Consider the following 23,142-nt stretch of genomic DNA (forward strand, 5'->3'; position numbering starts at 1 on the left):
CTTATTCGCTGTTCTTCGCGATCAACCCTCGGGCCTGATCGACCAGCGCCTGTCCGTCAAAGCCCTTGTCGTTCATCTCGGCGATCCATTTCGCTTCAACATCACTGGCGGCCTCTTTCCATTCGGCCACCTGTTCAGGCGTCAGATCGATGATGTTGTTGCCGCGCTCTTCGGCCAGCTCACGTGCGGGGCCATCAGACTCTTGCATGATCTTACCGGCAAGAGCTGAGAAATCCGCGCCTGACTGGCTGTCGATAGCCGCTTTCAGGTCGTCCGGCAGGCTTTCGTATTTTTCCTTGTTCATCGCGAAGATAAAGGCCGCCGTATAGAGTGACTCATCCCCAAATGTTGTATGGTTTTCAACCAGCTCAGGAACTTTTAGCGCCGCGGTCACTTCCCAGGGGATGACACCTGCGTCGATCACGCCTTTTGACAGGGCCTCTGGCATCGCGGGCACGGGCATGCCCTTGGGTGTTGCACCCAATTCACCAAGCATTCCGGTGATGATCCGGGTTGGGCCGCGCACCGTCATGCCGTTGAGATCGCTAATCTCATCCACAGGATCAGCCGAGTGGATCACACCCGGGCCATGCACCCAAACGCCAAGGATTTTGAGATCCTTGAAATCCTTGTCCATCATGTTGGCTTCGGCAAATTCCCAATAGGCGCGCGACGTATCTTCGGCATTGGTCATCATGAACGGCAGTTCAAAGACTTCGGCCTGCGGAAAGCGGCCCGGTGTATATCCGGCAACCACCCAGATGATATCCGCCACGCCATCCTGAACCTGGCTGACCAGTTCCGGCGGCTTGCCGCCAAGCTGCATCGAAGGAAAATGATCGATCTTGATCTTGCCGCCTGACGCCTCTTCGACGCGCTCGGCCCAAGGCTCCAGAATGAGCTTGGGCACATTGGCCTGTGGCGGTAAGAATTGGTGCATTTTGAGCGTCACATCTGCCGCCCAGGCCCCTGTGGCCATCATCCCAGCGATGGCAAAACTGGCCGTCAGCTTGAGCATTTTCATGAAATCATCCTCCCAAAATTCGGATCGTCCCTCTGGTCAATCCGCCAGATCGCACGAAACGATGACATTATTGTTCCGTCATTTGCAACCATCAAGCCGCGTGTCACTCCGAAAACGAAACCTCAACCTCTGTCAGGCCTTCGACCCCACCTTTCAGGTGGCTGCCGGGTCCAACCGGCCCAACACCTGCAGGAGTCCCAGTCATAATGACATCGCCTGGCATCAGACGGTAGAACCGCGACAGATGCGCTATGATTTCCGGCACGGACCAGACCATGTCACTGAGCGTTGCATCTTGCACGCGGCGGCCATTGTGATCGAGCCAAATCTGCTGATTATTGACGTCACCGAACTGCGCCTTTGGCGTCAGCGCGCCCAGAATCGCCGCGTTTTCAAAATCCTTGCCAAGATCCCAAGGGCGTCGCTTTTCCTTGGCCTGCGCCTGCAGGTCGCGGCGCGTGAGATCAATACCACAGCCATATCCAAAAACAGCTTCCATCGCATGATCCGCGGACACCTTCGATGCCGGGCGGTCAAGCGCCACGACAAATTCCATTTCGTAGTGACAATTCTGCGTTTCTGACGGCATCGGTATCTTGGAGCCGCCGGCACAATAAGCCTGCGCGGACTTGTTGAAGTACCATGGCGCTTCGCGGTCCACTTCATTGCCCATCTCGGCGGCATGCGCTGCGTAATTGCGCCCTACGCAAAAGATTCGCCGAATAGGGAAAAGCCTATCATCGCCCTCAATCGGCAGCATCGGGTTTTGTGGCGGTTCAAACAGCGGTTTCCAAGACATGCGCGGGGCTCCTTTTTCACTATGACGTATGCGCAGGTCTGCCACGTTGCTGCAACGGGCAAAATGGGCGGGTCTTGTACTCTACAGATCAGCCATGGCATGTGAGTAGCAGCGCCGCTGGCCCATTTCGGGCAAGTGGTCAAAAACAAAGGCGAGCACGGTCGGCATGGGTTTTCGACGGTACGGTATCTATTTTACCCCCACCCCCGGCCCGTTTGCAGAGTTCGGGGCGGCCTGGCTGGGCTGGGACATAAATGCAGGACGCGTGCCGCCGCCCCCAGACATCCCCGAACTTACAAGTATCCGCCAAGAGATCACTCAAACACCTGGCAAATACGGTTTGCACGCGACGATCAAACCGCCATTTCGCTTGGCCGACGGGCAGACCGAAGCGGCATTATGCGACGCGTTTGAAACATTGTGCGCACAGATTGCACCTGTAACACTCGATCATCTCACACTCGCGCGTTTGGGACGGTTCCTGGCGCTGGTGCCCGAAGGAGACACGTCAGACCTTTGCAGCCTTGCGGCACACACTGTTCGAGAGCTCGACGTGTTTCGCGCTCCCCTTACGGATAAGGAGCTTGCCAGGCGGCGGGCACGCTCACTAAGCCCAGAGCAAGATGCGAATTTGATCCGCTGGGGTTATCCCTATGTGATGAATACCTTCCGATTTCACATCACATTGACCGGAAAAATCCCAAAAAAGCAGGCGGATTGGGTTCAAACCATCCTTGAATCGCACCTTATGCCACATGTTCCGAGCCCCTATGACATCGACGCTTTCAGTTTGGTTGGCGAGAGTTCAAATGGTCGATTTCATATTCTCCGCAGATGCAAATTGAAGGGGAAGTGTGTTTAAAATCAATGCACTAAAAGCTTGCCGCAAAATAATTCCACCAACATTCTATACACTTGATGCAATGAGATGCTTCGGCGCATGACACCAGTGACAGGTCGCCAATGGCAACAAACGCGCCATTTTGGTCATTTTCTCGCCCTTTTCCTTAACTAGGCAGCCTGATGCGAATTTAAGGAATGGAGGGAAACATTCATGGATACGATCGTAACAGTCGTTGTTGTGTTGATGGTTTTGTTTGGCGCGGCCCTGATGGGCAAAATGCTCAAGGACATCTTCCCGGGTGCCATGTTTGGCGCATCCAAAAAACGCGACACACCGGAAACCCCTGCCGAATAACGCGTTTAACAGAACGTGCAGGTCTGCGCCTGACTGTTCCAGAAACGTTAAGCTTTTGCTGTTAGAGCATAATCAGCTCTTCCACGCCGAAGAATGACCACTGAACTGTCACAAGTTTTTCATAACTTGTTCATTGCGATGTCGTGTTCTTCGGTCATTGGTGAAGCTGAAAAAGTCCCCAGCTTTTTTGAAGTCATTTCAGCACCTAAGTGAGCGGCTCTTCGGGGCCGCTCGTTTTACTTTATCGCGTAGGCAGTGTTTCACGGGACATAGGGTGCGCGGGCGTGACCAATTGACCTCTTTGGTGCGTTGATCTTGTATTGGCACATACGCAAAAGTATGTCGGACACATGGCACGCTCCTCTTCACGTCTGGGACCTGGTGATTGGCTCAAAGCCGGTGCAAAAGCGCTGGCCGTTGCAGGCCCTGATGCGCTGAAGGCAGAACCGCTTGCCGTCCGTTTGAAAGTGTCTAAAGGCTCTTTCTATTGGCATTTTCGCGATGTCCCGGCCTTTCAGAAATCGCTTTTGCAGGAGTGGGAAGTCAACGCTCTGACACAGAGCGAAACAGTCCGTGATACCGACGAAGCACCCGTCGCCAAACTCCGATCTTTGGCGCAGGCATTTGCCACTCTCGACAAGCTGGAGATGGCCGTTCGAAGCTGGGCGCAAGCGCATAAAGGTGCACGCAGGTCGGTGGATCGCGTGGACACCGTCCGGTTGAGCTTTTTGCAGGACACATTGACGGACATCGGCATCGCCAACCCCGAAATGTCGCGTATCATCTATGCCGCAGCCATTGGCATGAATGACATCGGAAAACACGGGCCAAGCGACAATGCGGATGCCATCGGGTCATTGGTCGACCTTGTGCTTGCGCTGCGGTAGCCATGCGATTTGCGTTCACCTTCCCTTTGATGATTGCGTTGTTTCAGTGCGGTGGAGATGAAACCCTGTCAGGTTACGGTGCGGCCGATGCGGCGTGGAAGCTTATCGAAATCGACGGCACAGATTTTGTCGCGGAGACAGTGATACAATTTCCTGAAGAAGGAAAAATCACCGGCGAAGGCCCCTGCAACCAGTTTTTCGGCTCACAAGCCGAACCTTACCCCTGGTTCAAAACCGAGAATATCGCCAGCACACGGCGGGCGTGCCCTGACTTAGAGGCCGAAACGTGGATGTTGCAGAGCCTGGACAAGATGACTTTGGCCGAAGTGTCCGCCAACACACTCATTCTGAGCAACGATGCAGGCGGACAAATGGTGTTTGAGGCGGTTCGTTAACCCGCGTTCATTTGTGCCGCATAGCGCGAAACAAATCGTCCCCGCGCCTCCGGCAAAGGCTTGTTCCCGATTTCCGGCGCCAAAGCGTTCGACAAAAAATACCCCGTCACGTCTAGTGCCTGAATAATCTCGGCATCGTCCGACGGGTTTGCCCCCAAAAGACACGGCGGCAAGGGAAGTAAACGGTCCGCCCATTCTCCTGCTCCGTCGCGTGACACAGCCCGCCCGGTTTTTGGCGAAATATAAACCAGATCCCGATCAGACCCGCCCAAAACTGTACACTCGCTGAGGTCCAGACCAAAGCCCATGTCGTCGAGCAATGCCAATTCCCATTGCAGATAGGCCAGCGGCCAGACCTCAGGTTGCCCCAGCAAGTCCAAAAGCTGTTCTGATTTGCGATACAAAGGCGCATGCGCTTCACGTTCCGGCAGGCAAAAGAGCAAGAGCGCCGTGACCGCGTTGAGCCCGGCGAGCGACAACCGATCACCCATCACCAATGCCGCGCGCGAGCGCACCAATTCGGCCTGATAGGTGCCAATGTGATCTTCCAGTCGCGCGCGCCAACTGACGTCCAGCTGAGCACCCGGCTGTAAGACAGGCGCCATCTTGCGTGACGCTCCGCCACGAACCACACCCGCGTGACGGCCTTGGTTTGGGGTGAATACGTCAATGATGGCGCTGCTTTCGCCATGCCGTCGACTGCTTAGCAAGATGCCTTGGTCGCGCCACTCCATGAAGACTAGTCCGCCAGTCCAGGTTCTTCGAGTAGGTGGCGGCCTTCGCGATCCTCGACCTCCAGAACCCAAAGATCAGGATCGAACCCCTTTTGGCGTGCGATCACCTCATCAACCTCGCTCTCGGCCCCTTCCGACAGCACATCCCAGCGGCGCGCCCCGCTCATTAGGTCAAACCCACGTTGAAATGCCTTGGCCTGACCATCAAGCGTATTGAGCTTCACGATCACAGCCCCCGCTGTGTCATCCCCGTGTTTGACGACGAATGCAGGTATCTCCAGCAGTTTCAGCCTCTGCAAATACGCATGCACCCAGAACTCTGCTGTCAAGCGGCTCACGCGTTGCCGTCCTTGAAATCAAGCCCCATTTCGGTATAGCGCTCGGCCTCGTCAAGCCAGCCGGGGCGCACTTTGACCTGGGTGAACAGATGCACGCGGCGGCCTAGAAACTCTTCCAGTTCGACGCGCGCCGCCTGGCTGACCGCCTTGATCGTCTCGCCTTTTTTACCCAGAACGATACCTTTGTGACCATCCCGTGTGACATAGATGATTTGTTCAATCTTGGCCGAGCCATCCTTGCGTTCTTCCCAGGCTTCGGTCTCGACGGTGAGCTGATAGGGCAATTCCTGATGCAGGCGCAGGGTGAGCTTTTCACGCGTGACCTCAGCCGCAATCATGCGCATGGGGAGATCGGCGATCTGATCCTCGGGATAAAGCCAAGGGCCCTCGGGCAACTCCGCGGCGAGCCACAGGCGCAGGTCGGCAACACCATGTCCCTTTTCGGCAGAGATCATGAAAGTTTCTGCAAAGCTGAACCGCTCGTTAAGGTCTTGGGCCAGTCCCAAAAGTACTTCGGATTTCACCTTGTCAATCTTGTTGATCGCCAGCGCCACACGCCGCCCCTTGGGCATGTTTCCCAATCCCTCAAGGATGCGTTCAACACCTTTGGTTACGCCCCGATGCGCCTCGATCAAAAGCACAACCAAATCAGCATCTGCAGCACCGCCCCAGGCCGCGGCGACCATGGCACGATCCAGCCTGCGTTTGGGCGCAAAAAGACCTGGAGTATCGACAAAGACAAGCTGCGCATCGCCTTCGATTGCCACACCCCGGATGCGTGCCCGTGTCGTTTGCACTTTGTGGGTCACAATGCTGACTTTTGCGCCAACCATGCGGTTGAGCAGCGTGGATTTGCCCGCATTGGGCTCTCCGATCAGGGCAATGAAACCAGCGCGCGTGGTCATATGTGTGCTTTCAGTTTTGCGTGCGCTCTGCCCTAGCGCATCCTCGGCCAAAGCGCCAGAACCGTCTTAGAACACCGCATGTTCGCCCAGGTCTACCTCCACTTCGCCACGTGCCAGGCCATGATAGTGATCAGCCAGCGTGTCTTGGCCAAACTCCGGGGTGGCATCGGCGTCGTATCCTTGGCGGTCCGCATCCCAGAGCAACATTGACTCGGTTGCATAGTAGCGTCCGATCCGGGCCAGTTCAGCCTTCGCCCGTACCGCCGGGCTGAACATTCCAACGGCTGTCAAAAGCCAAATGATCACGCTCATCAGGGCGACCGGCACGCGACGGAACTGCGGCTTTTCGTTCAGTGCCTGAAAAAGTAGGTTTCCCTGCTCAAGTGGTGTAAGTGCCAGTCCTGGCCCACCGACGGGCAGAATGCGGTTTTGACAAGCCGGGTGTGTGAGGCAACGTACCACAAAACGCGCCAGATCCGCGTCGCTGATCGGTTTACAAGCGGTGAGTGCCCCATCTCCGAACACTAAAAAGGGCTTGCCTGCGCGTAACCTGCCCAATTGTCCGGAAAGCGATTTGAAAAACGCGGTGGGTCGCACGATCGAATAGGTCAGGCCCGAAGCGACCAGTTCTTCTTCAAAGGCCAGCTTAGCGTGCTGAAACGCCAGTTTGGGCTTTTGCACGCAAATGGCAGATAAAAGCACAAAGTGCGGATTGCCCAGCGCCCTGCATGCCGTCAGAAGCCTGCTGTTGATCCCATGATCCACGGCCCAGGCATCCGATGGCGCACCGGTTCGCGATGCGAGGCAGGAAACAACCGCATCCACTCCGTCTGAGATATCATGCAGAAACCCATCGGAAGTCAGATCACCTACCTGCAGTGTCAGACCCGGGTGATCCAACTCCGCTTTGGAACTAGGTGGACTGCGCAGCGCACATGTCACATCGAACCCCGCCTCGAGCAACGTCTTGAGGACAGCACGCCCAATCGTGCCAGTCGCACCCAACAGCAGGACGCGGCGCGTATCAGATGGCACCACAAGGTCGACGCTGTGGTCATAGGCAGGATCGTGTGACATTGCGGGCAAATTCCTTGGTCAGCCCAAGCTTACACATGCGCAATGCCGGGCACCAACCCTAAGCCACAGGCGAGTGCGCCCAGTCGACCACATGTGTGACTTCCTCCTTAGGTCGCGCGATGAACACCTGGGCGTGAAAGTACCCTGCGTCCTCAAAACTTTTGGTGTCATGTCCACGCGCCTCGGCATTGGCGATCGCGCGCGTCTGTTCATCCTGGCTGGAGAAACGGCGATGGCGGAAGGGAGGCATGTCAAGCGCCACCACGTCATACTGATGCTCACGCATCATTTCGAGCGCCTGAGCTGTGTCGTTGCCCCGAATAGGCGCCGTCGCTATCCACGGGCGCTTGCGTGCTGTAGCCTGAAGCATCTTGTCCAATGCACCGGGCAGCATATGCGCCACGCTGCCGCATTCCACGATCAAGTCAGTCTCGGCCAACCAAGCCTGCAATTCCGCGCTCGGCGTATCATCCTGTAGGTTTTCGGCGAACGCCGCATCATAGATACCAACGGCCTTTCCATACTCGAGCGCGCGTCCGGCGATGTCGATACCGGCAAAGCGATCATTTTGCCCCACGCGACGGCGGTTTTGAAACCACTCGCGATCTTTGGCAATCACATCTTCGGTGGTTGCCTCGTCAAACCAGGGCTCAACGTAGCGCGACAGCACGTCATCCAGCGCCACATCATGCCGCATCAGCGCAGGCGCGATGCCGTAACCGCTGGCAAAATCCATGACAGTGGCCTGGTCCAACCCCCGCAGGTGCTTAAGCTCTGCCAACACCGCACGAAACGCGGTCGATGCGAAATGCGCCGTCCGGAACCCGGCATTGTGCATCGCCCGGTAATACGACCGGCAATCCGGCAAATCGTAGATGTTATCATAGATGGTGACGATCTTCTGGCCCGGGGCCCCTTCGTTTTCAATCATCTGTACCGTCGCTTCTCGTTATCCAACGCATAGCTTCCTACGCTCACAGAGAGCGCGAGCACAAGAAGCTATGCCTGCCCTACGTAAGACCACACGCCGCAACTACAGCCGAGTGTTACATTCGAAAACGCAGGCGTGACCCAGATTCCTCACCCTGAAACATTGTTTCGAGATATACTCGCTTCGTGACTCATTGTGTGTGCTGTGCGCTTGCCACAACAGGCCTTTGTGGCTCAGTATTCTTTAAATCACGCCGCGAGGGGACCATCCATGGCACAGGCAACGACGAATCCGCAAGCCGACACATCCAAGGTTGTCATGGGTGCTTTGCTCGTTTGGGCAGCGGTCATCATCTACGCCTCGTCCAACTCAATCGTGTCCCTGCTGGCCAATATCGGACGGGAAAACCCGGTCATGGGCCGCAATGCGGTATCGCTATGTAACCTGCTCTTTCTGGGATCTCTCATCTCGCTGGTGCCCATGGTGTTCATGTTCTGGCGAGATTGGACCATGGAGAACCTGCGCAAACTGTCGCGCAAAGACTGGGGTGTTCTGACGCTTTCAGCAATCCTGTCCTCCGCCCTGACGCCAGCACTTTTCTTTATTGCGCTCGACTACACCACCGTGACCAATGTGGTGCTGATCGGGCGGATCGAACCACCGCTTTTCCTGCTGGCTACGGTCCTTATCCTTGGTGAAAAGCTTGATCCCTGGGCCTTGGCCGCCGGTATCGTCGCTCTGTTTGGTGCGGTGGTCATCTTTCTGATGAACGGTGCTGCGATCGAGTTTGGCAAAGGGGAGATCGCAACAATCTTTGCCACGTTGTCGTTTATTGCCTCAACCATCGTCACGCGGCTGGGCCTGCGCGGCGTGCCGTTGGGCATCTTCTCAATCTATCGCACGGTGCTCGGAACGATTATCTACTATTTTTTGGCGCTCTATCTCTACGGCCCCAACCACTTCCAAGACCTGTTTCAGCCCATCGTCCTGAAATGGGTCTGGGTCTACGCGATCATCGTGATCATCGTGGGTCAGTTTTCCTGGAACATCGGTCTGAAACACGCCCGCTCTGGTGATGTGTCACTGGCTACGTCGTTTTCGCCTGTTGCGGCCCTTATCATTGCGATGGTGCTTTTGGGCGAAGACCCGGGCCCCGGTCTTGTCCCCGGCGGGCTTGTCATCCTTTCGGCTATTGCCATCGGTCAGTTCGGTCGCCTGCGCGCCAAAGCCGCCGAGAAGCGTGCTGAGGAAGAACGCCGCAAGCACGATATGGACAAAGCGATGGAAGCGGAAGGTCGCGTTAACTTCAAAGGTGCCTAAAAAAATCTTCTCAATCAGAGAATAACTAGCGAGGTTTGCACGTATAACTCCCGAAACCAATAAAAACCGGGACAAATACAGTGAGCCTCGCAAGTACAAACACGCAACCAGAACAATCCAAAGTCATCATGGGCGCCCTGCTCGTCTGGGCCGCGGTGATCATCTACGCATCTTCCAATTCGATCGTGTCCGCCCTTGCCGAGATCGGCTGGCAGAACAAGATCGCAGGGCGCAATGCGATTTCCTTTTGCAACCTGCTTTTTCTGGGGTCGCTGATATCGCTGGTGCCGATGACCTTCATGTTTCGCAAAGACTGGACGCGGGAAAAGGTCCGTGCCCTTCGGCGCAAAGACTGGATCATCCTGACAATCTCTGCCGGGCTGTCTTCTGCCCTGACGCCTTATCTTTTCTTCATTGCGCTTGACGCGACAACCGTCACGAATGTCGTTCTCGTGGGTCGGATCGAACCGCCGCTTTTCCTGATCGCTTCGGCAATCTTGTTGAAAGAAAAGCTGGACTGGTGGGCACTGACCGGTGGATTGATCGCGCTTTGCGGCGCTGTGGTCATCTTCGTGCTCAACACTGGCGAAGAGGGCTTCACCCTCGGCAAAGGAGAGATCGCCACGGTTTTCGCGACCTTGTCCTTTATCGCATCCACCTTGATCACACGGGTTGGTTTGCAAGGCATCCCACTTGGCATCTTCTCGATCTACCGTTCGGTCCTGGGTACGATCATCTTCTATTTCCTCGGCCTTTACCTTTACGGCCCCAACCATTTTCAGGATCTTCTGGAACCGATCGTCCTGAAATGGGTTTGGGTCTATGCGGTGATCGTGGTGCTCTGCGGGCAGTTGGCCTGGAACCTCGGCATGAAACACGCGCGCTCAGGCGATGTGTCTCTGGCCACGTCTTTCTCTCCTATTGCGGCGCTGGTGCTTGCCATGCTGATCCTGGGCGAAGACCCTGGCCCGGGCCTTATCCCCGGCGGTCTGATCATCCTGTCGGCCATCGCGATTGGGCAATACGGACGCCTGCGCGCAAAGACGAAAGAGAAGCGCGCCGAAGCAGAGCGCCAGAAACGGCAAATGGACAAGTCGATGGAGGCCGAAGGTCACTTGAACTTCAAAGGCGCGTAAAACGCCTTACGCCGCTTCGCCGTCGGTGAATTGCAGCCGCGCCAGTCGCGCATAAAGTCCACCTTCGGCGACCAGACTGTCATGTGTGCCTTGTGCTACGATCCGACCGGCATCCATTACAATGATCCGGTCGGCTTTTTTTACAGTCGCTAGGCGATGGGCGACGATCACAGTCGTCCGTTCCTTGGCAAGAGCGTCCACTGCCGTTTGCACCGCCCGTTCGCTTTCAGCATCAAGTGCTGATGTGGCCTCATCCAAAAGCAATACGGGCGCGTCACGCAAAATAGCGCGTGCAATCGCGACACGTTGCTTTTGCCCACCTGAAAGCATCACACCGCGCTCTCCGAGATAGCTGCCGTACCCCTCGGGCAAGGCTGCGACAAAGTCATGGGCCCAAGCCGTCTTCGCCGCGGCTTCAACCTCGGCATCGCTGGCATCCATGCGACCAAATCGAATGTTGTCCCGCGCCGAGGTGGCAAAGATCACCGGTTCTTGTGGCACAAGGGCCAAAGAAGCCCGAAATTCCGGGCGCGCCATATCAGGCAAAGCGACACCATCCAGGGTCACTTGCCCAGCTTGCGGATCATAAAACCGCTGGATGAGTTGGATCACGGTGGTTTTTCCTGCGCCGGACGGTCCAACAAGCGCTATGGTTTCACCCGGCTCAATCACAAGATTGAACCGATCCAAAGCAGGCGCATCCGGTCTTGCGGGGTATGTGAAGCTCACGTCCTCGAAGGCTATGCGTCCTTTTACAGGTTTGGGCAGCGCGACCGGCGAAACGGGATCTTCCAATTCATCCTCAGCCTGCAAAAGTTCAACCAGACGCTCAGAAGCCCCAGCCGCCCGCTGCAATTCGCCCCATATCTCAGACAAAGCCGCAACAGCACCGGCCACCATGACCGAGTAGATCACAAACTGAATGAGCGTGCCTGCGCTCATCAAGTCAGCACGAACGTCTCGCGCTCCGATCCAAAGAACGCTGACAATCCCGGTAAACACCAGGAAAATGACAATCACCGTCATAAGTGCCCGGACGTTCACGCGATGCTTGGCTACACGAAAACTCTTCTCGGTTACGCTATTGAACGCGCCTCGGCTGGCCTCTTCATGGGTGAACGCCTGCACCGTTTGAACATTCAACAAAGCCTCGGACGCGTTGCCAGAGCTCGCCGCAATCCAATCCTGATTTTCCTTGCTCAGGCGGCGCAGTTTTCGGCTCAGCACAAGGATCGGGACGATCACCAATGGTACCAGCAAAAGCACCATTCCCGTGAGCTTGGCCGATGTGACCAACATGAAGATCAACCCACCTAAGAAAATCAGCAGGTTGCGCAGCGCAATCGAAATTGACGAACCAATAACGGATTGAATGAGCGTGGTGTCCGTGGTCACTCGGCTGAGAATTTCACCCGTCAGATTGCGCTCGAAAAAGCTGGGGCTCATGCCGATCACACGACCAAATACTGCTTTTCGAAGGTCCGCTACAACACGTTCTCCCAGGCGACTGACCAACAAATAGCGCAGGCCCGTCCCTATCGCCAATAGCCCGGCAATACCCACGGCTGCCAAGAAATACTGGTCGAGAATTGTACCATCTTCGACCGAAAAATTATCCACGACGCGGCGCACGGCCAAAGGCAGCACAAGCGATACGCTGGCCGTCGCAACAAGCGCAAGAAGCGCTGCTGTCAGCAATAATCGATACGGTTTGATAAACGGCCAGATCGCCGCCAAAGCGCCTATTTGCTTTGACTTCTCCCGATCCAGCATATCCGCACCATTCTCGGCCCTGCGTACCATATCATCCTGTTCGCAAATTTTCCGTTCTGCGTTTCATGGCGGTGTGACAAGATTTGGTCAAGCCCACATAATGTCTTGAGAATTCTCTATAAGCACTTGGTCCCGTTGGTTTTGCGCAAAACAGCGCAGCCAACGCGACCAAAGAAGTTCGCATCGCAAAAGACCGGTGACGGCTGTGTTCCGCGATAGTATGTTGAACCCAACAAGATTGCTGCCAAAACCAGGGACGATCATGAAAGACGCTGCCAGAGAATTGAAAGACAATGTTGCCGTGCCTTTTGAGCAGGCTCGCGCGATGCCGCCATCGGTCTATACGTCTGAGGAATTTCTGGAACAGGAGCTGTCGCACATTTTCTCACAAGACTGGTTTTGCGTCGGCCGCGCATCGGCTCTGTGCAACCCCGGTGATTACGTGACACTTGAACTGGCCAAACAGCCGATCATCGTTCTAAGGGATGCCGAGGGCCAGCTTAAGGCGATGTCCAATGTCTGCCTGCACCGCATGTCCACGCTGCTCGAAGGGCGAGGCAACACCCGCAGCATCGTCTGCCCGTATCACGCCTGGACCTACAATCTGGACGGAAGCCTGCGCGGCGCTCCGGCCATGACGCTCAATGTCGGGTTCTGCAAAGACAGTTACCAACTGCCACAGGTGCGTTGCGAAGAATGGCTCGGCTGGGTGTTTGTCACGCTCAACGCAGAGGCTCCCTCAGCAGCATCACAACTTAGCAAAGTTGAAGACCTTATCGGCGATTATGGGATGGAAACCTACACAGAGACTTTCTTTGAAACCCATGTTTGGGACACCAATTGGAAGGTTCTGGCCGAAAATTTTATGGAAAGCTACCACCTGCCAGTCTGTCACGCCAATACAGTCGGTGCGCTATCGAAACTGGAAGAAATGGTTTGTCCACCCGGCGAGGCCGCGTTCAACTTCCACACAATTCTCAAAGACGACACGCTCAAGATCGCACTCGCGCATCCCGATAACACCCGCCTCAAAGGCGAACGGCGGCGCATGACCTATCTGCTGGCGATCTATCCCAGTTTGCTCATCACGCTGACGCCGGGATACTTTTGGTATCTTTCACTGCATCCGCATGGCGTTGGTCAGGTCCAGATCAGCTTTGGGGGCGGCATGTCGCCTGAATTCGTTGATGACCCAGATGCACAAATGCATTTTGCGCACCTCAAATCGTTGCTGGATGACGTGAACGCCGAGGACAAAGGCTGCACTGAAAAGGTCTATCGCGGGCTGTGCTCCAAAGCGGCCAAGCCCGGGCATTTGTCGCATCTCGAACGTCCAAACTACGACTTTGCCCAGTACATCAACAGCCGCATTCAGAACACGCATTGAGCAAAATCAAACGGCGACCCTCACAGTCCTTCGCGCAACCTCTCCAAGAGTGCCGCAAGCATCGCATCGCATTTCTCTAGCTGGTCCAGTGCAACATACTCGTCCGGCTTGTGCCCTTGCGCCATAGACCCCGGCCCACAGATCACCGTGGGAATGCCCAACTCGCGATGGAAAAGCCCGCCTTCTGTGCCGAACGCGACTTTGAGAGTAGAGTTGCCGCCCGTGAGTGATTTCACAAACCGCACCACATCCGCGTCAGGTCCCGTAGCCAGAGGCGGGTAGCTGTTGGTCATTTCAATCTCGATGGAGGCATCTGGAAAATCGTCCTTGACCGGGGTGATGATTGCGCCCGCCTCAGCCCGAATACGCGCCAAAAGCTCTTGCGGGTCATCCTCGGACAAGTTGCGGATTTCAAAACGGAATTCCGCATGGTTTGGCACAATGTTGAGCGCGCCGCCCGCTTCAATTTTGGCAACATGCACCGTTGTGTAGGGCACGTCATAGGCCTCATCACGAGCGGAAGTCTCCTTGATCTCCTCCTGAAGGCGACGCAGCACAGATACCATATCCATCGCCAGATAGATTGCGTTAAGCCCTGTTGGCGCAAGCGCAGAATGCGCCTCTTTGCCCCGGCAGGTCACCCGAAACGCCGTCTTGCCCTTATGCCCCGTGGCTACGCCCATATCGGTCGGCTCGCCCACGATGCAAAACATCGGTCGGAACGGCGCTTTGCGCAGCATGTCGATCATCGAATGCACACCAAGACAACCCAGTTCCTCGTCATAGGAAAACGCCAGATGGAGCGGGGTTTGGAGTTCCAGATTTGACGCATGCAATGCTGCTGAGAGCGCCGAGGCCACGAACCCCTTCATATCGGTGGTCCCGCGCCCATAGGCACGCCCGTTGGCCTCTGTCATCTCAAAGGCAGGGACAGTCCAGTTCTGCCCCTCAATCGGCACCACGTCGGTATGCCCGGACAGCATCACACCGGGCCGATCCCGTGGCCCGACTGTGGCATAAAGATTGGCTTTCAGGCCGGTCTCATCCTCAATGATCGTGACGTCCGCTCCGACGGCCTCCAGCCGCTCAGCGCAATAGTCGATCAGTGCCCGATTGGGATCAACGCTAACCGTTGGAAAGGCGATGAGATCGCGCAGCAGGTCTAGTGTTGTCATCCGCCGCGCGCTCCCGTGGTCTTAGTTCAGACGCTCAAAAGCCAGAGCAATCCCCTGCCCGCCACCAATACACATGGTTACAAGCCCGTACTGTCCGCCAGTCCGCTCAAGCTCGTAAAGCGCCTTGATCGAGATGATCGCGCCCGTCGCTCCAACCGGATGGCCCAAAGCAATCGCGCCACCATTGGGGTTCACCTTGTCGGTATTCAGCCCCAAACCGGCATTGACCGCGCAGGCTTGGGCGGCAAAAGCTTCATTCGACTCGATGACATCAAACTGATCCGCGCTCATGTCGAGCTTCTCCAAGAGCTTGGTCACGGCTGGTACCGGCCCTATGCCCATCACTTCGTGCCGCACGCCGGCGTGTGCATAGCCCAGGAGACGCGCGCGGGGTTTAAGCCCGGCTTTCTCTGCGGCATCGGCCGAGGCCAGCACCATCGCCGCCGCACCATCATTGATACCCGAGGCATTTCCCGCTGTAACAGTCCCATCCTTTTTGAAGGCCGGACGCAACCCGGCGAGGCTTTCCATCGTCGTGCTCGCCTTAGGATGCTCATCTGTGTCGAACGACACCATATCCCTGCGCACCTTCACCTCGATAGGCAGGATCTGCGACGCAAACCGCCCATCGGCAATCGCCTCAGTCGCACGCCTCTGGCTTTCCACTGCAAAGGCGTCCTGTTGTTCACGGGTGATCTGGTTCTCAGCCGCTACGTTTTCCGCAGTCACGCCCATATGCCCAACACCAAAAGGATCCGTAAGACCACCGATCATCATGTCCGTCATGCTGATATCGCCCATCTTGGCACCTGTACGGATGCTCTGTGTCGAATGTGGCGCGCGCGACATGCTCTCCGACCCACCGGCCAGCGCATAATCGGTATCGCCCAACATGATATGCTGCGCCGCCGACACAATCGCCTGCGCGCCTGAGCCGCACAATCGGTTGACCGTGAGCGCAGGCGCGTCTTCGGAGACACCTGCATTAACCGCCGCGACGCGGGCCATGTACATATCCTTGGCTTCGGTATTGATCACATGGCCAAACACGGCATGTCCGATTTGCCCGGCCTCGATGCCGCTGCGAGACATCGCCTCTTTCGAGACGGCTGTGGCCAATTCGGTCGGTGGCACGCCCGCCAAAGAGCCCCCGAAAGTGCCAATGGCTGTTCTCGCGCCATCCAGTATAACTACGTCCTTCATCTTCTCATCCTTTCGCTCTTTGCGGCTTAGCCCACGGCCTCGCCGAGGCCCGCAATCCGCTCTGCAATATGATCAAGCGACGCCGGATCATCGATCGTTGCGGGCATCTTCCACGGTGTCTGGTCAGCGATACATACCATCGTACCACGCAGAATTTTACCTGACCGCGTTTTGGGCAACGCATTGACCACAATACATTTCTTGAACGCAGCAACCGGTCCGATCTCTTGCCGGACCAGGGCGACACATTCCTTCTCGATATCCGCTTCATCGCGCTGTGAGTTGGAACTCAGGCACACAAGACCCAAAGGCGCCTGGCCCTTGAGCTTATCCGAAATCCCGATCACAGCACATTCCGCCACATCCGGATGCGCGGCCAGCACTTCTTCCATCGCGCCGGTCGAAAGGCGATGTCCTGCCACGTTGATCACATCATCGGTGCGCGCCATGATATAGACATAGCCATCTGCATCCTTCATCCCCGCATCGCCGGTCTCATAATAACCGGGGAACGTGTTCAGATAGCTTTTCTGAAACCGCTCCGAAGCGTTCCACAACGTCGGCAACGTGCCCGGCGGCAGCGGCAATTTCACAGCAATCGCCCCCAGCGTATCGGCCTCAACCGGATGCCCGCCTTCGTCCAGCACATCAATCTGATAGCCAGGCATCCCGACAGTCGGTGAGCCAAGTTTCACCGGCAAATGCTCAATCCCCATCGGGTTGGCCGCAATCGCCCAGCCGGTTTCAGTCTGCCACCAGTGATCAATCACCGGCTTGCCAAGGTGCTTTTGCGCCCATTCAATCGTCGGCGGATCGGCCCGTTCACCCGCCAGAAAGAGCGTATGCATTGAGCTCAAGTCATATTTCTTAATGAAATCCCCATCCGCATCTTCCCGCTTGATAGCCCGTAGCGCGGTTGGCGCAGTGAAAAGCACGCGAACTTTATGCTCTTCAATCACGCGCCAGAACGTCCCGGCATCTGGCGTGCCCACCGGCTTGCCTTCGAACACAACGGTCGTGCAGCCGGTCAGCAGAGGCGCATAGCAGATGTAACTATGCCCCACGACCCAGCCCACGTCTGAGGCCGCCCAGAACACTTCTCCCGGTTTGACGTTGTAAATGTTCTGCATCGTCCAGATCAGCGCCACCATGTGACCGCCATTGTCACGCACAACGCCCTTGGGCTGTCCGGTGGTGCCAGAGGTGTAGAGGATGTAGAGCGGATCGGTCGCCGCCACCGGGGTACACCCAATAGGTTCGGCTGCGGCCTCCTCGGTCGCCCAATCCAAATCACGCCCCTCAACCATGCTGGCCTGGCATTGCGGGCGCTGAAGGATCAGAGTGAACTCCGGCTTGGTCTCAGCCTGTTCAATTGCCTCATCCAGAAGCGGTTTGTATTCGATGATCCGCGACCCTTCGATGCCGCAAGACGCACTCAGAATGGCCTTGGGGGTGGCATCGGTGATCCGCACCGCCAGTTCATGCGCGGCAAACCCGCCAAACACCACCGAATGCACCGCTCCAACCCGCGCACAGGCCAGCATCGCCACAAGCGCTTCTGGGATCATCGGCATGTAGATGATCACGCGGTCGCCTTTGCTCACACCACGCTGGCTAAGCAGCGACGCCACTTTGGATACGCGATCCAAAAGTTCAGAATATGTGATGATGGTCTTGGAATTCGTGACCGGACTGTCATGAATAATCGCCGGTTGATCTCCGCGCCCGGCCTCTACATGCCGGTCGACCGCGTTGTAACAAGTGTTGCATTCCGCATCGGGAAACCAGCGGTAAAAAGGCGCCTCACTGTCATCGAGGATCTGCTCTGGTGGCTTGATCCAATCCACCGCCTGCGCTTCTTTCGCCCAAAATGCCAAAGGGTCCGTTTGCCAGTTCCCATACACATCCGCATAGCTTGCCATGAGCCACTCCTCTTCTCGTCACAGCCGTATCTGAAGGCGGGGCAGTCCAAACGTCAATCTGCGTTGCACAAAGACATCGCTCTGCAAGAAGAACAGAAACGTCTCCGATTGCCCCCCGCAATTTGCGCGAACCTATACCCGAAAAGCATTGTGTACCACCATATGCGATGGTGTCACACCAAGCACCGCACGGGTGAAACGTTTCAGAGCTTCTGAAGCCGTGTCAGCAACGCCTTGGCGGCAAGCTGTTCCGCCTGACGCTTAGACCCCGCCGTCGCACGCTCGGCCTCGCCGTTGTCCAGCCGCGCCTCGATGGTGAACTGCGGCGCGTGATCGGGACCACTGCGCGCCTGCTCAACGTAGTCAGGCGGCGCAAAACCCCGCGCCTGAGCCCATTCCTGCAGTGCGGTCTTTGGATCACGCGCATCCGCCTCAACGGTTTTGATCCGTGAGCCCCAAAGCCGCAGCACAAGGGCCTTGGCTGCTTCAAACCCGGCATCGCGATACACAGCGGCGATCACCGCTTCCATCGCGTCTCCTAAGAGCGCTTGCTTGCGTCGCCCGCCCGAGAGCATCTCTGACCGCCCCAGTTTCAACACAGCACCAAGATCAATCTCCTTGGCAACATCCGCACAGGCCTCTTTGCGCACCAGGGCGTTATAGCGTGGCGCAAGCTGCCCTTCGGCGGCGTCACCGTCATCATCCAGCAGGGCCTCTGCCATCACAAGACCCAGCACTCTGTCACCCAGAAACTCAAGTCGTTGATTGTCTTCGCGATTGACCGTCGTCATCGAGCCATGAGTCACAGCGCGAACCAGAAGCTCGGGCCGCTGAAACTCATGACCAAGCCGCGCCTCAAACGCCTTCAGCTCGGCCGAGAGTTTCATTCAAGCTTCTCGAAAAACCGGTCGCCACGCCATGTCCAGAAAAACAGCATCGAGCGCCCTGCAGACGAGAAAATCACACGATCCGCGCGACCAATCAGGTTCTCGAACGGCACATACCCCACACCTTGTGCTGTCAGCGGCGCACGGGAGTCTGTGGAATTGTCCCGGTTATCGCCCATGAAGAAATAGTGCCCTTCCGGCACAACAAAAACACCGGTGTTGTCATAACGCTGATTGGTGATGTTCAGAATATTGTGCTTGTGCCCATTGGGCAGGGTCTCCACAAATCGAGGCTTTTCGCAAATTGCCCCGAATCCAACAGCACCGTTGGCACATTGCGGCGTGCGGCGCAGCGGACCCTGGCGTTCCATAACCTCCTGGAAAACGCCCGCATCCTCAATCGGAAGAACCTCATCATTTATAATGAGCCGCCCCTCTTTCACCTGCAATTTGTCACCTGGCAATCCAACGACCCGCTTGATGAAATCCGTGCCATGCACCGAATGGCGAAACACAATGATGTCACCCCGCTCAGGCTCATCGCCCCAAAGCCGCGTGTTGTCACCATCCAGAAACGCACACAGCTTTTGCGCATCAACATTGATCGACCCCAGCCGGATATTGGGACATGAGGCATAGGAATAGCCATAAGCCATCTTGTTGACGAACAGGAAATCGCCAATCAGCAGCGTGTCTTTCATCGACCCCGATGGGATCCAAAACGGTTGAAAAAAGATTGTGCGGAAGATGCCTGCCACCACCAAAGCCCAAAAAACGGTCTTGATGGTCTCCCATATCGCACTCGGTTTTTTGGCTTCGCTGGCCATGTACTGTCTCCAATGCCTCTTTGGGCTACATGCGTGGCAGATGCAGAGGTGTCAAGGCGCAGGGCTTGGGATTGTCGCATCACCATCCTGCGTGCCCAATAGCCGCTTTACTTCTGGGCGTGCTCCTTGGGATGTGCTTCGATCACGACAAAGGCCTGCGCCCATGGATGATCGTCGGTTAGACTGACATGTATGGTCGCCTCATGCCCCTGCGGCGTCATCTCGGCCAAACGCTCTTCGGCCCAGCCTGTGACGCTCATCACGGGTTGCCCGGTCTCCAGATTTTCAACAGCCATGTCTTTCCATGAAATACCCATGCGCAGGCCAGTGCCCAACGCTTTGGAACACGCCTCTTTCGCGGCCCAACGCTTGGCGTAGGTGCCTGCCACATCCTTGCGCCGCTCGGCCTTGGCCTGCTCGACGTCGGTGAACACGCGGTTGCGAAACCGGTCCCCAAAACGCTCCAGCGTGGCGGTGATACGCTCGATATTCGCCAAATCGGTACCCACACCCAAAATCATTTTGCCCCCTCACACCGCAAATAGCGGGAAACTGACGCCAATCGCCCAGGCCAGTGCAAGCCCAAGTGCAATGCCCGCCCCGGTCGGTCCAGACCGAAGTGCGCTAACCCGGCCCATATATCCAAAACTGAGGTAAAACAGAACAATCACCGGCGCGATCATGACGAGAAAGAACAACGCATCGAAATCAAGCGCCACGGCAAGACCGAGCGAGGCTAGAAATGTGACCCGCGCCAGGATCCTTTGGGTCAGGGTTGCGCCATAGCTCAAATTTGCATCGGCCAGCATGAAAGGCACCGCCCCCACACACAGTACTGCGATGATTGCCCAACGCTCAGGTGTGGGCCAGAAACTCGCGCCGTAGCGATCCAAAGCCAAGCCAAACACCGCAATCATCCAAAAGAGCAGCAGCACCAAACCTGCTGCACTGATTGGGCCAAGACGCCGCTTGGCCCAGACCAGAACACAAAGCTGCAGCGCGCCATAGATCAACAAGTGGACCATCAGGTAGTCTGCCACGAGAACAGGAAGGAATTCTGCTTCAACCAGCGTCGCAAGCGGCGGCGTCAAAAGCGCCGGACCGCCCGCCGCCAATAGCAACAGGCGCCAATTGATCGGCTCTGGTGTCGCCTGAGACCCGGGCGCAATTCGGGCCACAAACGGAAAGAACAATGTGACCGCGGCAAGCAATCCAACAAGTGCCCACCCAGTCTGTGCTGCTTTGGGCACATCATTCCGCTCAAAATACCCGTTCAGCCAGTCGAGCGCCGCTTCTCGCCCGGCCCGGGACTGCAGAATGGACACGTGTTCGACTGCGGGCGCGATAAACGCCGCGCGGCGTGCGCTTTCCTGCGCGGCTTCGGCCGTTTCAAGCGCAAACTCACGCAACCCCGGTTCCCACGCGCCAGTGATCAACAACATGTCGCACGGCCAGCTCTCGCTCACGGCCTCTGAGAAGGCCGACAAGAGCACCAAAGGGCCAATGCCTTCGGTCTCATTTGCAACACGAATGAGAATATCGGTCGCCATGGAATGACCGAGCAGTGCAACAGGTGCATCGCCTTGTCGCGCGGCCTTAATCACCTCCTGTGTCTGCGCCATCAATAGTCGCGTCGTGCCGTTAATCGCATTTACATCACCCGACATGGGCGTTCTGTGGCGACCATGTCCTTGAAAATCAAATGCAAAGACACGGTATCCGGCCTGCGCCAGCAGGTGCGAATATCCCTGCATCATCTGCCGAGACCCAGAAAATCCATGCGCCACGACCACCGCAGGCCCGTCCGTTTGCCTGTACAGTACTGTCACCGGTGTGTCGCCAACCAGACGATACGTGATCTCGATGCCTTTCCGAGCACCTTCAAGAACCCACAGGCTCCAGACCAACAAAACCAGCGCGCCCGCGAAACACCATCTGTTCCAACGAATAGTCAATTCCGCACTACTCTGATTTTTCGCGGTTTTGCATCAGGCTTAACTGATTGCCCGCCCCAAGTGTGTAGAAGAAGCGATTTGCAAGAAGATAGCCCAGCGCATAAAGGCCCAGAAGGATCAAAAACTGCTTGGAAAAAACCGGCGCGATGGCCAGTTTAGCAAATTCCGGGGCCACCGCAGGACCCGAATACGCAAGCCCGATGTTCAGCGTTAAGGCCACACCTGTCGCGACAATTGCAAACTGCCATGCCTGCGCACCGCGCGGCACAAATCTTTGCTGTTTTGCCACCTTCTGCCCCTCGACCAGCGCCGTGATCATCGCAGGGACCATAAGCTGGGCCGCCGACCCCAGAGTTGTTCCTTGTGCTGCATTGAGCCAAAGCACCAGCTGCGCCACGCCAATGGCAACGGCAAGAAACACCAGCGCATATCTTAGCCAAGTCATCCCGCAGGTCTGAGCGGCTCACCGCGCGCCTCGTCCATAATGCGGCGCATTTCATGGATCGCTGGAGCCAGCCCACGGTAAATCGCCTCACCAATAATGAAATGCCCGATATTGAGTTCCATAACTTCGGGAAACGCCGCCACGGGCGCAACGGTTTCATAGGTCAGGCCATGCCCGGCATGCACTTCAAGCCCAAGCGAATGCGCATAAGCCGACATTTCCCGCAGGCTTTTAAGCTCTGCGTCGCGTTCTTCAAAGCGCCCCTCAGAATGAGCATCGCAATAGGCGCCAGTATGCAATTCAATCACCTGGGCTCCTATTCGGTTTGCCGCATCAATCTGCTTGGAATCCGCCGCGATAAAGATCGAAACCCGGCACCCGGCCTCGCGCAAAGGTCCAATGAAATGCGCCAGCTTGTTTTCCTCGCGCGCCACTTCCAACCCGCCTTCCGTGGTGCGCTCTTCTCGCTTTTCGGGCACAATACACACCGCATGCGGTTTGTGGCGCAAGGCAATCGCCTGCATTTCATCGGTTGCCGCCATCTCAAAGTTAAGCGGCACGTCCAGCGCAGCCATCAGACCGTCAATATCCGCATCAGAGATATGCCGCCGATCTTCGCGCAGATGCGCCGTGATCCCGTCTGCCCCGGCCTCTTCGGCCAGCTTTGCGGCACGGATCGGATCCGGATAATCCCCACCGCGCGCATTCCGCACAGTGGCGACATGGTCAATATTCACGCCCAAACGCAGATCTCCGGCGGATGACATGGCACTCTCCTTGCTCTGAGTCTCGCTCTTGTTTTCAACCTAGTGCGATTTTTCCAA

24 protein-coding genes are annotated in these 23,142 nt (G+C 56.7%); 7 read left to right on the forward strand and 17 right to left on the reverse strand.

Annotation, left to right across the window (positions count from 1 at the left end; genetic code table 11):
* Nucleotide 1: 1 nt before the first annotated feature.
* Both RZ517_RS16080 and RZ517_RS16085 read right to left on the reverse strand, forming a co-directional pair.
* Nucleotides 2–1,024 (reverse strand): TRAP transporter substrate-binding protein, encoded by a 1,023-nt coding sequence (locus tag RZ517_RS16080; RefSeq protein WP_338549144.1) that lies wholly within the window; start codon nt 1,022–1,024, stop codon nt 2–4.
* 103 nt (nt 1,025–1,127) lie between these two features.
* The gene (locus tag RZ517_RS16085; RefSeq protein ID WP_338549145.1) at nt 1,128–1,823 is read right to left on the reverse strand and encodes a fumarylacetoacetate hydrolase family protein; all 696 of its coding nucleotides are present in this window, start codon (nt 1,821–1,823) and stop codon (nt 1,128–1,130) included.
* 166 nt (nt 1,824–1,989) lie between these two features.
* Between RZ517_RS16085 and RZ517_RS16090 the strand changes: the two genes are divergently transcribed.
* The 4 genes from RZ517_RS16090 to RZ517_RS16105 all read left to right on the forward strand — a co-directional run bounded on the left by RZ517_RS16090 (nt 1,990) and on the right by RZ517_RS16105 (nt 4,303).
* A complete protein-coding gene (locus RZ517_RS16090) occupies nt 1,990–2,685 on the forward strand; it encodes a DUF1045 domain-containing protein (RefSeq protein WP_338549146.1) in 696 nt (231 codons plus the stop codon).
* A 192-nt stretch (nt 2,686–2,877) separates the two neighbouring features.
* A complete protein-coding gene (locus tag RZ517_RS16095) occupies nt 2,878–3,021 on the forward strand; it encodes a hypothetical protein (protein WP_338549147.1) in 144 nt (47 codons plus the stop codon).
* 350 nt (nt 3,022–3,371) lie between these two features.
* Nucleotides 3,372–3,908 (forward strand): TetR family transcriptional regulator, encoded by a 537-nt coding sequence (locus RZ517_RS16100; protein WP_338549148.1) that lies wholly within the window; start codon nt 3,372–3,374, stop codon nt 3,906–3,908.
* Between the two features lie 2 nt (nt 3,909–3,910).
* Nucleotides 3,911–4,303 carry an META domain-containing protein gene (locus RZ517_RS16105; protein WP_338549149.1) on the forward strand — a complete coding sequence of 131 codons (393 nt, stop codon included), beginning with the start codon at nt 3,911–3,913 and terminating at the stop codon, nt 4,301–4,303.
* On the opposite strand, the gene recO is transcribed toward RZ517_RS16105, so the two are convergent.
* The 5 genes from recO to RZ517_RS16130 form a co-directional block, all read right to left on the reverse strand.
* Complete coding sequence (recO, locus tag RZ517_RS16110; RefSeq protein WP_338549150.1) at nt 4,300–5,037, reverse strand: DNA repair protein RecO; 738 nt, start codon at nt 5,035–5,037, stop codon at nt 4,300–4,302. The genes RZ517_RS16105 and recO overlap by 4 nt on opposite strands.
* A 5-nt stretch (nt 5,038–5,042) precedes the next feature.
* Nucleotides 5,043–5,375 carry a DUF1491 family protein gene (locus RZ517_RS16115; protein WP_338549151.1) on the reverse strand — a complete coding sequence of 111 codons (333 nt, stop codon included), beginning with the start codon at nt 5,373–5,375 and terminating at the stop codon, nt 5,043–5,045.
* Nucleotides 5,372–6,280 carry a GTPase Era gene (gene era, locus RZ517_RS16120; protein ID WP_338549152.1) on the reverse strand — a complete coding sequence of 303 codons (909 nt, stop codon included), beginning with the start codon at nt 6,278–6,280 and terminating at the stop codon, nt 5,372–5,374. The genes RZ517_RS16115 and era overlap by 4 nt, the downstream gene beginning before the upstream one ends.
* 66 nt (nt 6,281–6,346) lie before the next feature.
* Entirely contained in the window at nt 6,347–7,357 is a 1,011-nt protein-coding gene (locus tag RZ517_RS16125) for an NAD(P)H-binding protein (protein WP_338549153.1), read from the reverse strand.
* A 58-nt stretch (nt 7,358–7,415) separates the two neighbouring features.
* The gene (locus tag RZ517_RS16130) at nt 7,416–8,288 is read right to left on the reverse strand and encodes a hypothetical protein (RefSeq protein ID WP_338549154.1); all 873 of its coding nucleotides are present in this window, start codon (nt 8,286–8,288) and stop codon (nt 7,416–7,418) included.
* Between the two features lie 270 nt (nt 8,289–8,558).
* Here RZ517_RS16130 and RZ517_RS16135 point away from each other — a divergent pair, with 270 nt between their 5' ends.
* Nucleotides 8,559–9,608, forward strand: coding sequence for a DMT family transporter (locus tag RZ517_RS16135; protein WP_338549155.1), 1,050 nt, complete (start codon nt 8,559–8,561; stop codon nt 9,606–9,608).
* An 80-nt stretch (nt 9,609–9,688) separates the two neighbouring features.
* On the forward strand, nt 9,689–10,744 hold the full coding sequence (locus RZ517_RS16140) for a DMT family transporter (RefSeq protein ID WP_317056963.1): 1,056 nt from the start codon (nt 9,689–9,691) through the stop codon (nt 10,742–10,744).
* A 6-nt stretch (nt 10,745–10,750) separates the two neighbouring features.
* Here RZ517_RS16140 and RZ517_RS16145 read toward each other — a convergent pair whose 3' ends face one another.
* Complete coding sequence (locus tag RZ517_RS16145; RefSeq protein WP_338549156.1) at nt 10,751–12,547, reverse strand: ABC transporter transmembrane domain-containing protein; 1,797 nt, start codon at nt 12,545–12,547, stop codon at nt 10,751–10,753.
* A 232-nt stretch (nt 12,548–12,779) separates the two neighbouring features.
* Here RZ517_RS16145 and RZ517_RS16150 point away from each other — a divergent pair, with 232 nt between their 5' ends.
* Nucleotides 12,780–13,904 (forward strand): aromatic ring-hydroxylating oxygenase subunit alpha, encoded by a 1,125-nt coding sequence (locus tag RZ517_RS16150; RefSeq protein ID WP_338549157.1) that lies wholly within the window; start codon nt 12,780–12,782, stop codon nt 13,902–13,904.
* Between the two features lie 20 nt (nt 13,905–13,924).
* Here the strand turns inward: RZ517_RS16150 and argE are convergent, their stop codons facing one another.
* The 9 genes from argE to RZ517_RS16195 all read right to left on the reverse strand — a co-directional run bounded on the left by argE (nt 13,925) and on the right by RZ517_RS16195 (nt 23,085).
* Entirely contained in the window at nt 13,925–15,079 is a 1,155-nt protein-coding gene (gene argE / locus RZ517_RS16155) for an acetylornithine deacetylase (RefSeq protein ID WP_338549158.1), read from the reverse strand.
* 21 nt (nt 15,080–15,100) lie between these two features.
* Nucleotides 15,101–16,282, reverse strand: a complete 1,182-nt coding sequence (locus tag RZ517_RS16160) for an acetyl-CoA C-acyltransferase family protein (protein WP_338549159.1) — start codon at nt 16,280–16,282, stop codon at nt 15,101–15,103.
* A gap of 26 nt (nt 16,283–16,308) precedes the next feature.
* Nucleotides 16,309–18,204 carry a propionyl-CoA synthetase gene (locus tag RZ517_RS16165; protein ID WP_338549160.1) on the reverse strand — a complete coding sequence of 632 codons (1,896 nt, stop codon included), beginning with the start codon at nt 18,202–18,204 and terminating at the stop codon, nt 16,309–16,311.
* Nucleotides 18,205–18,407: 203 nt separating this feature from the next.
* Entirely contained in the window at nt 18,408–19,091 is a 684-nt protein-coding gene (rnc, locus tag RZ517_RS16170; protein WP_338549161.1) for a ribonuclease III, read from the reverse strand.
* Nucleotides 19,088–19,918, reverse strand: a complete 831-nt coding sequence (gene lepB / locus RZ517_RS16175; protein WP_338549162.1) for a signal peptidase I — start codon at nt 19,916–19,918, stop codon at nt 19,088–19,090. Before lepB ends, rnc begins: the two co-directional genes overlap by 4 nt.
* A gap of 107 nt (nt 19,919–20,025) precedes the next feature.
* Nucleotides 20,026–20,439 carry a holo-ACP synthase gene (gene acpS, locus RZ517_RS16180; RefSeq protein ID WP_338549163.1) on the reverse strand — a complete coding sequence of 138 codons (414 nt, stop codon included), beginning with the start codon at nt 20,437–20,439 and terminating at the stop codon, nt 20,026–20,028.
* A gap of 9 nt (nt 20,440–20,448) precedes the next feature.
* On the reverse strand, nt 20,449–21,873 hold the full coding sequence (locus RZ517_RS16185; protein WP_338549164.1) for an alpha/beta hydrolase: 1,425 nt from the start codon (nt 21,871–21,873) through the stop codon (nt 20,449–20,451).
* A 7-nt stretch (nt 21,874–21,880) separates the two neighbouring features.
* Nucleotides 21,881–22,318, reverse strand: coding sequence for an ABZJ_00895 family protein (locus RZ517_RS16190; RefSeq protein WP_338549165.1), 438 nt, complete (start codon nt 22,316–22,318; stop codon nt 21,881–21,883).
* Complete coding sequence (locus tag RZ517_RS16195) at nt 22,315–23,085, reverse strand: pyridoxine 5'-phosphate synthase (RefSeq protein ID WP_338549166.1); 771 nt, start codon at nt 23,083–23,085, stop codon at nt 22,315–22,317. Before RZ517_RS16195 ends, RZ517_RS16190 begins: the two co-directional genes overlap by 4 nt.
* Nucleotides 23,086–23,142: the final 57 nt, after the last annotated feature.

Origin of the sequence: Roseovarius sp. S88 (assembly GCF_037023735.1) — a bacterium.
GTDB lineage: Bacteria > Pseudomonadota > Alphaproteobacteria > Rhodobacterales > Rhodobacteraceae > Roseovarius > Roseovarius phycicola.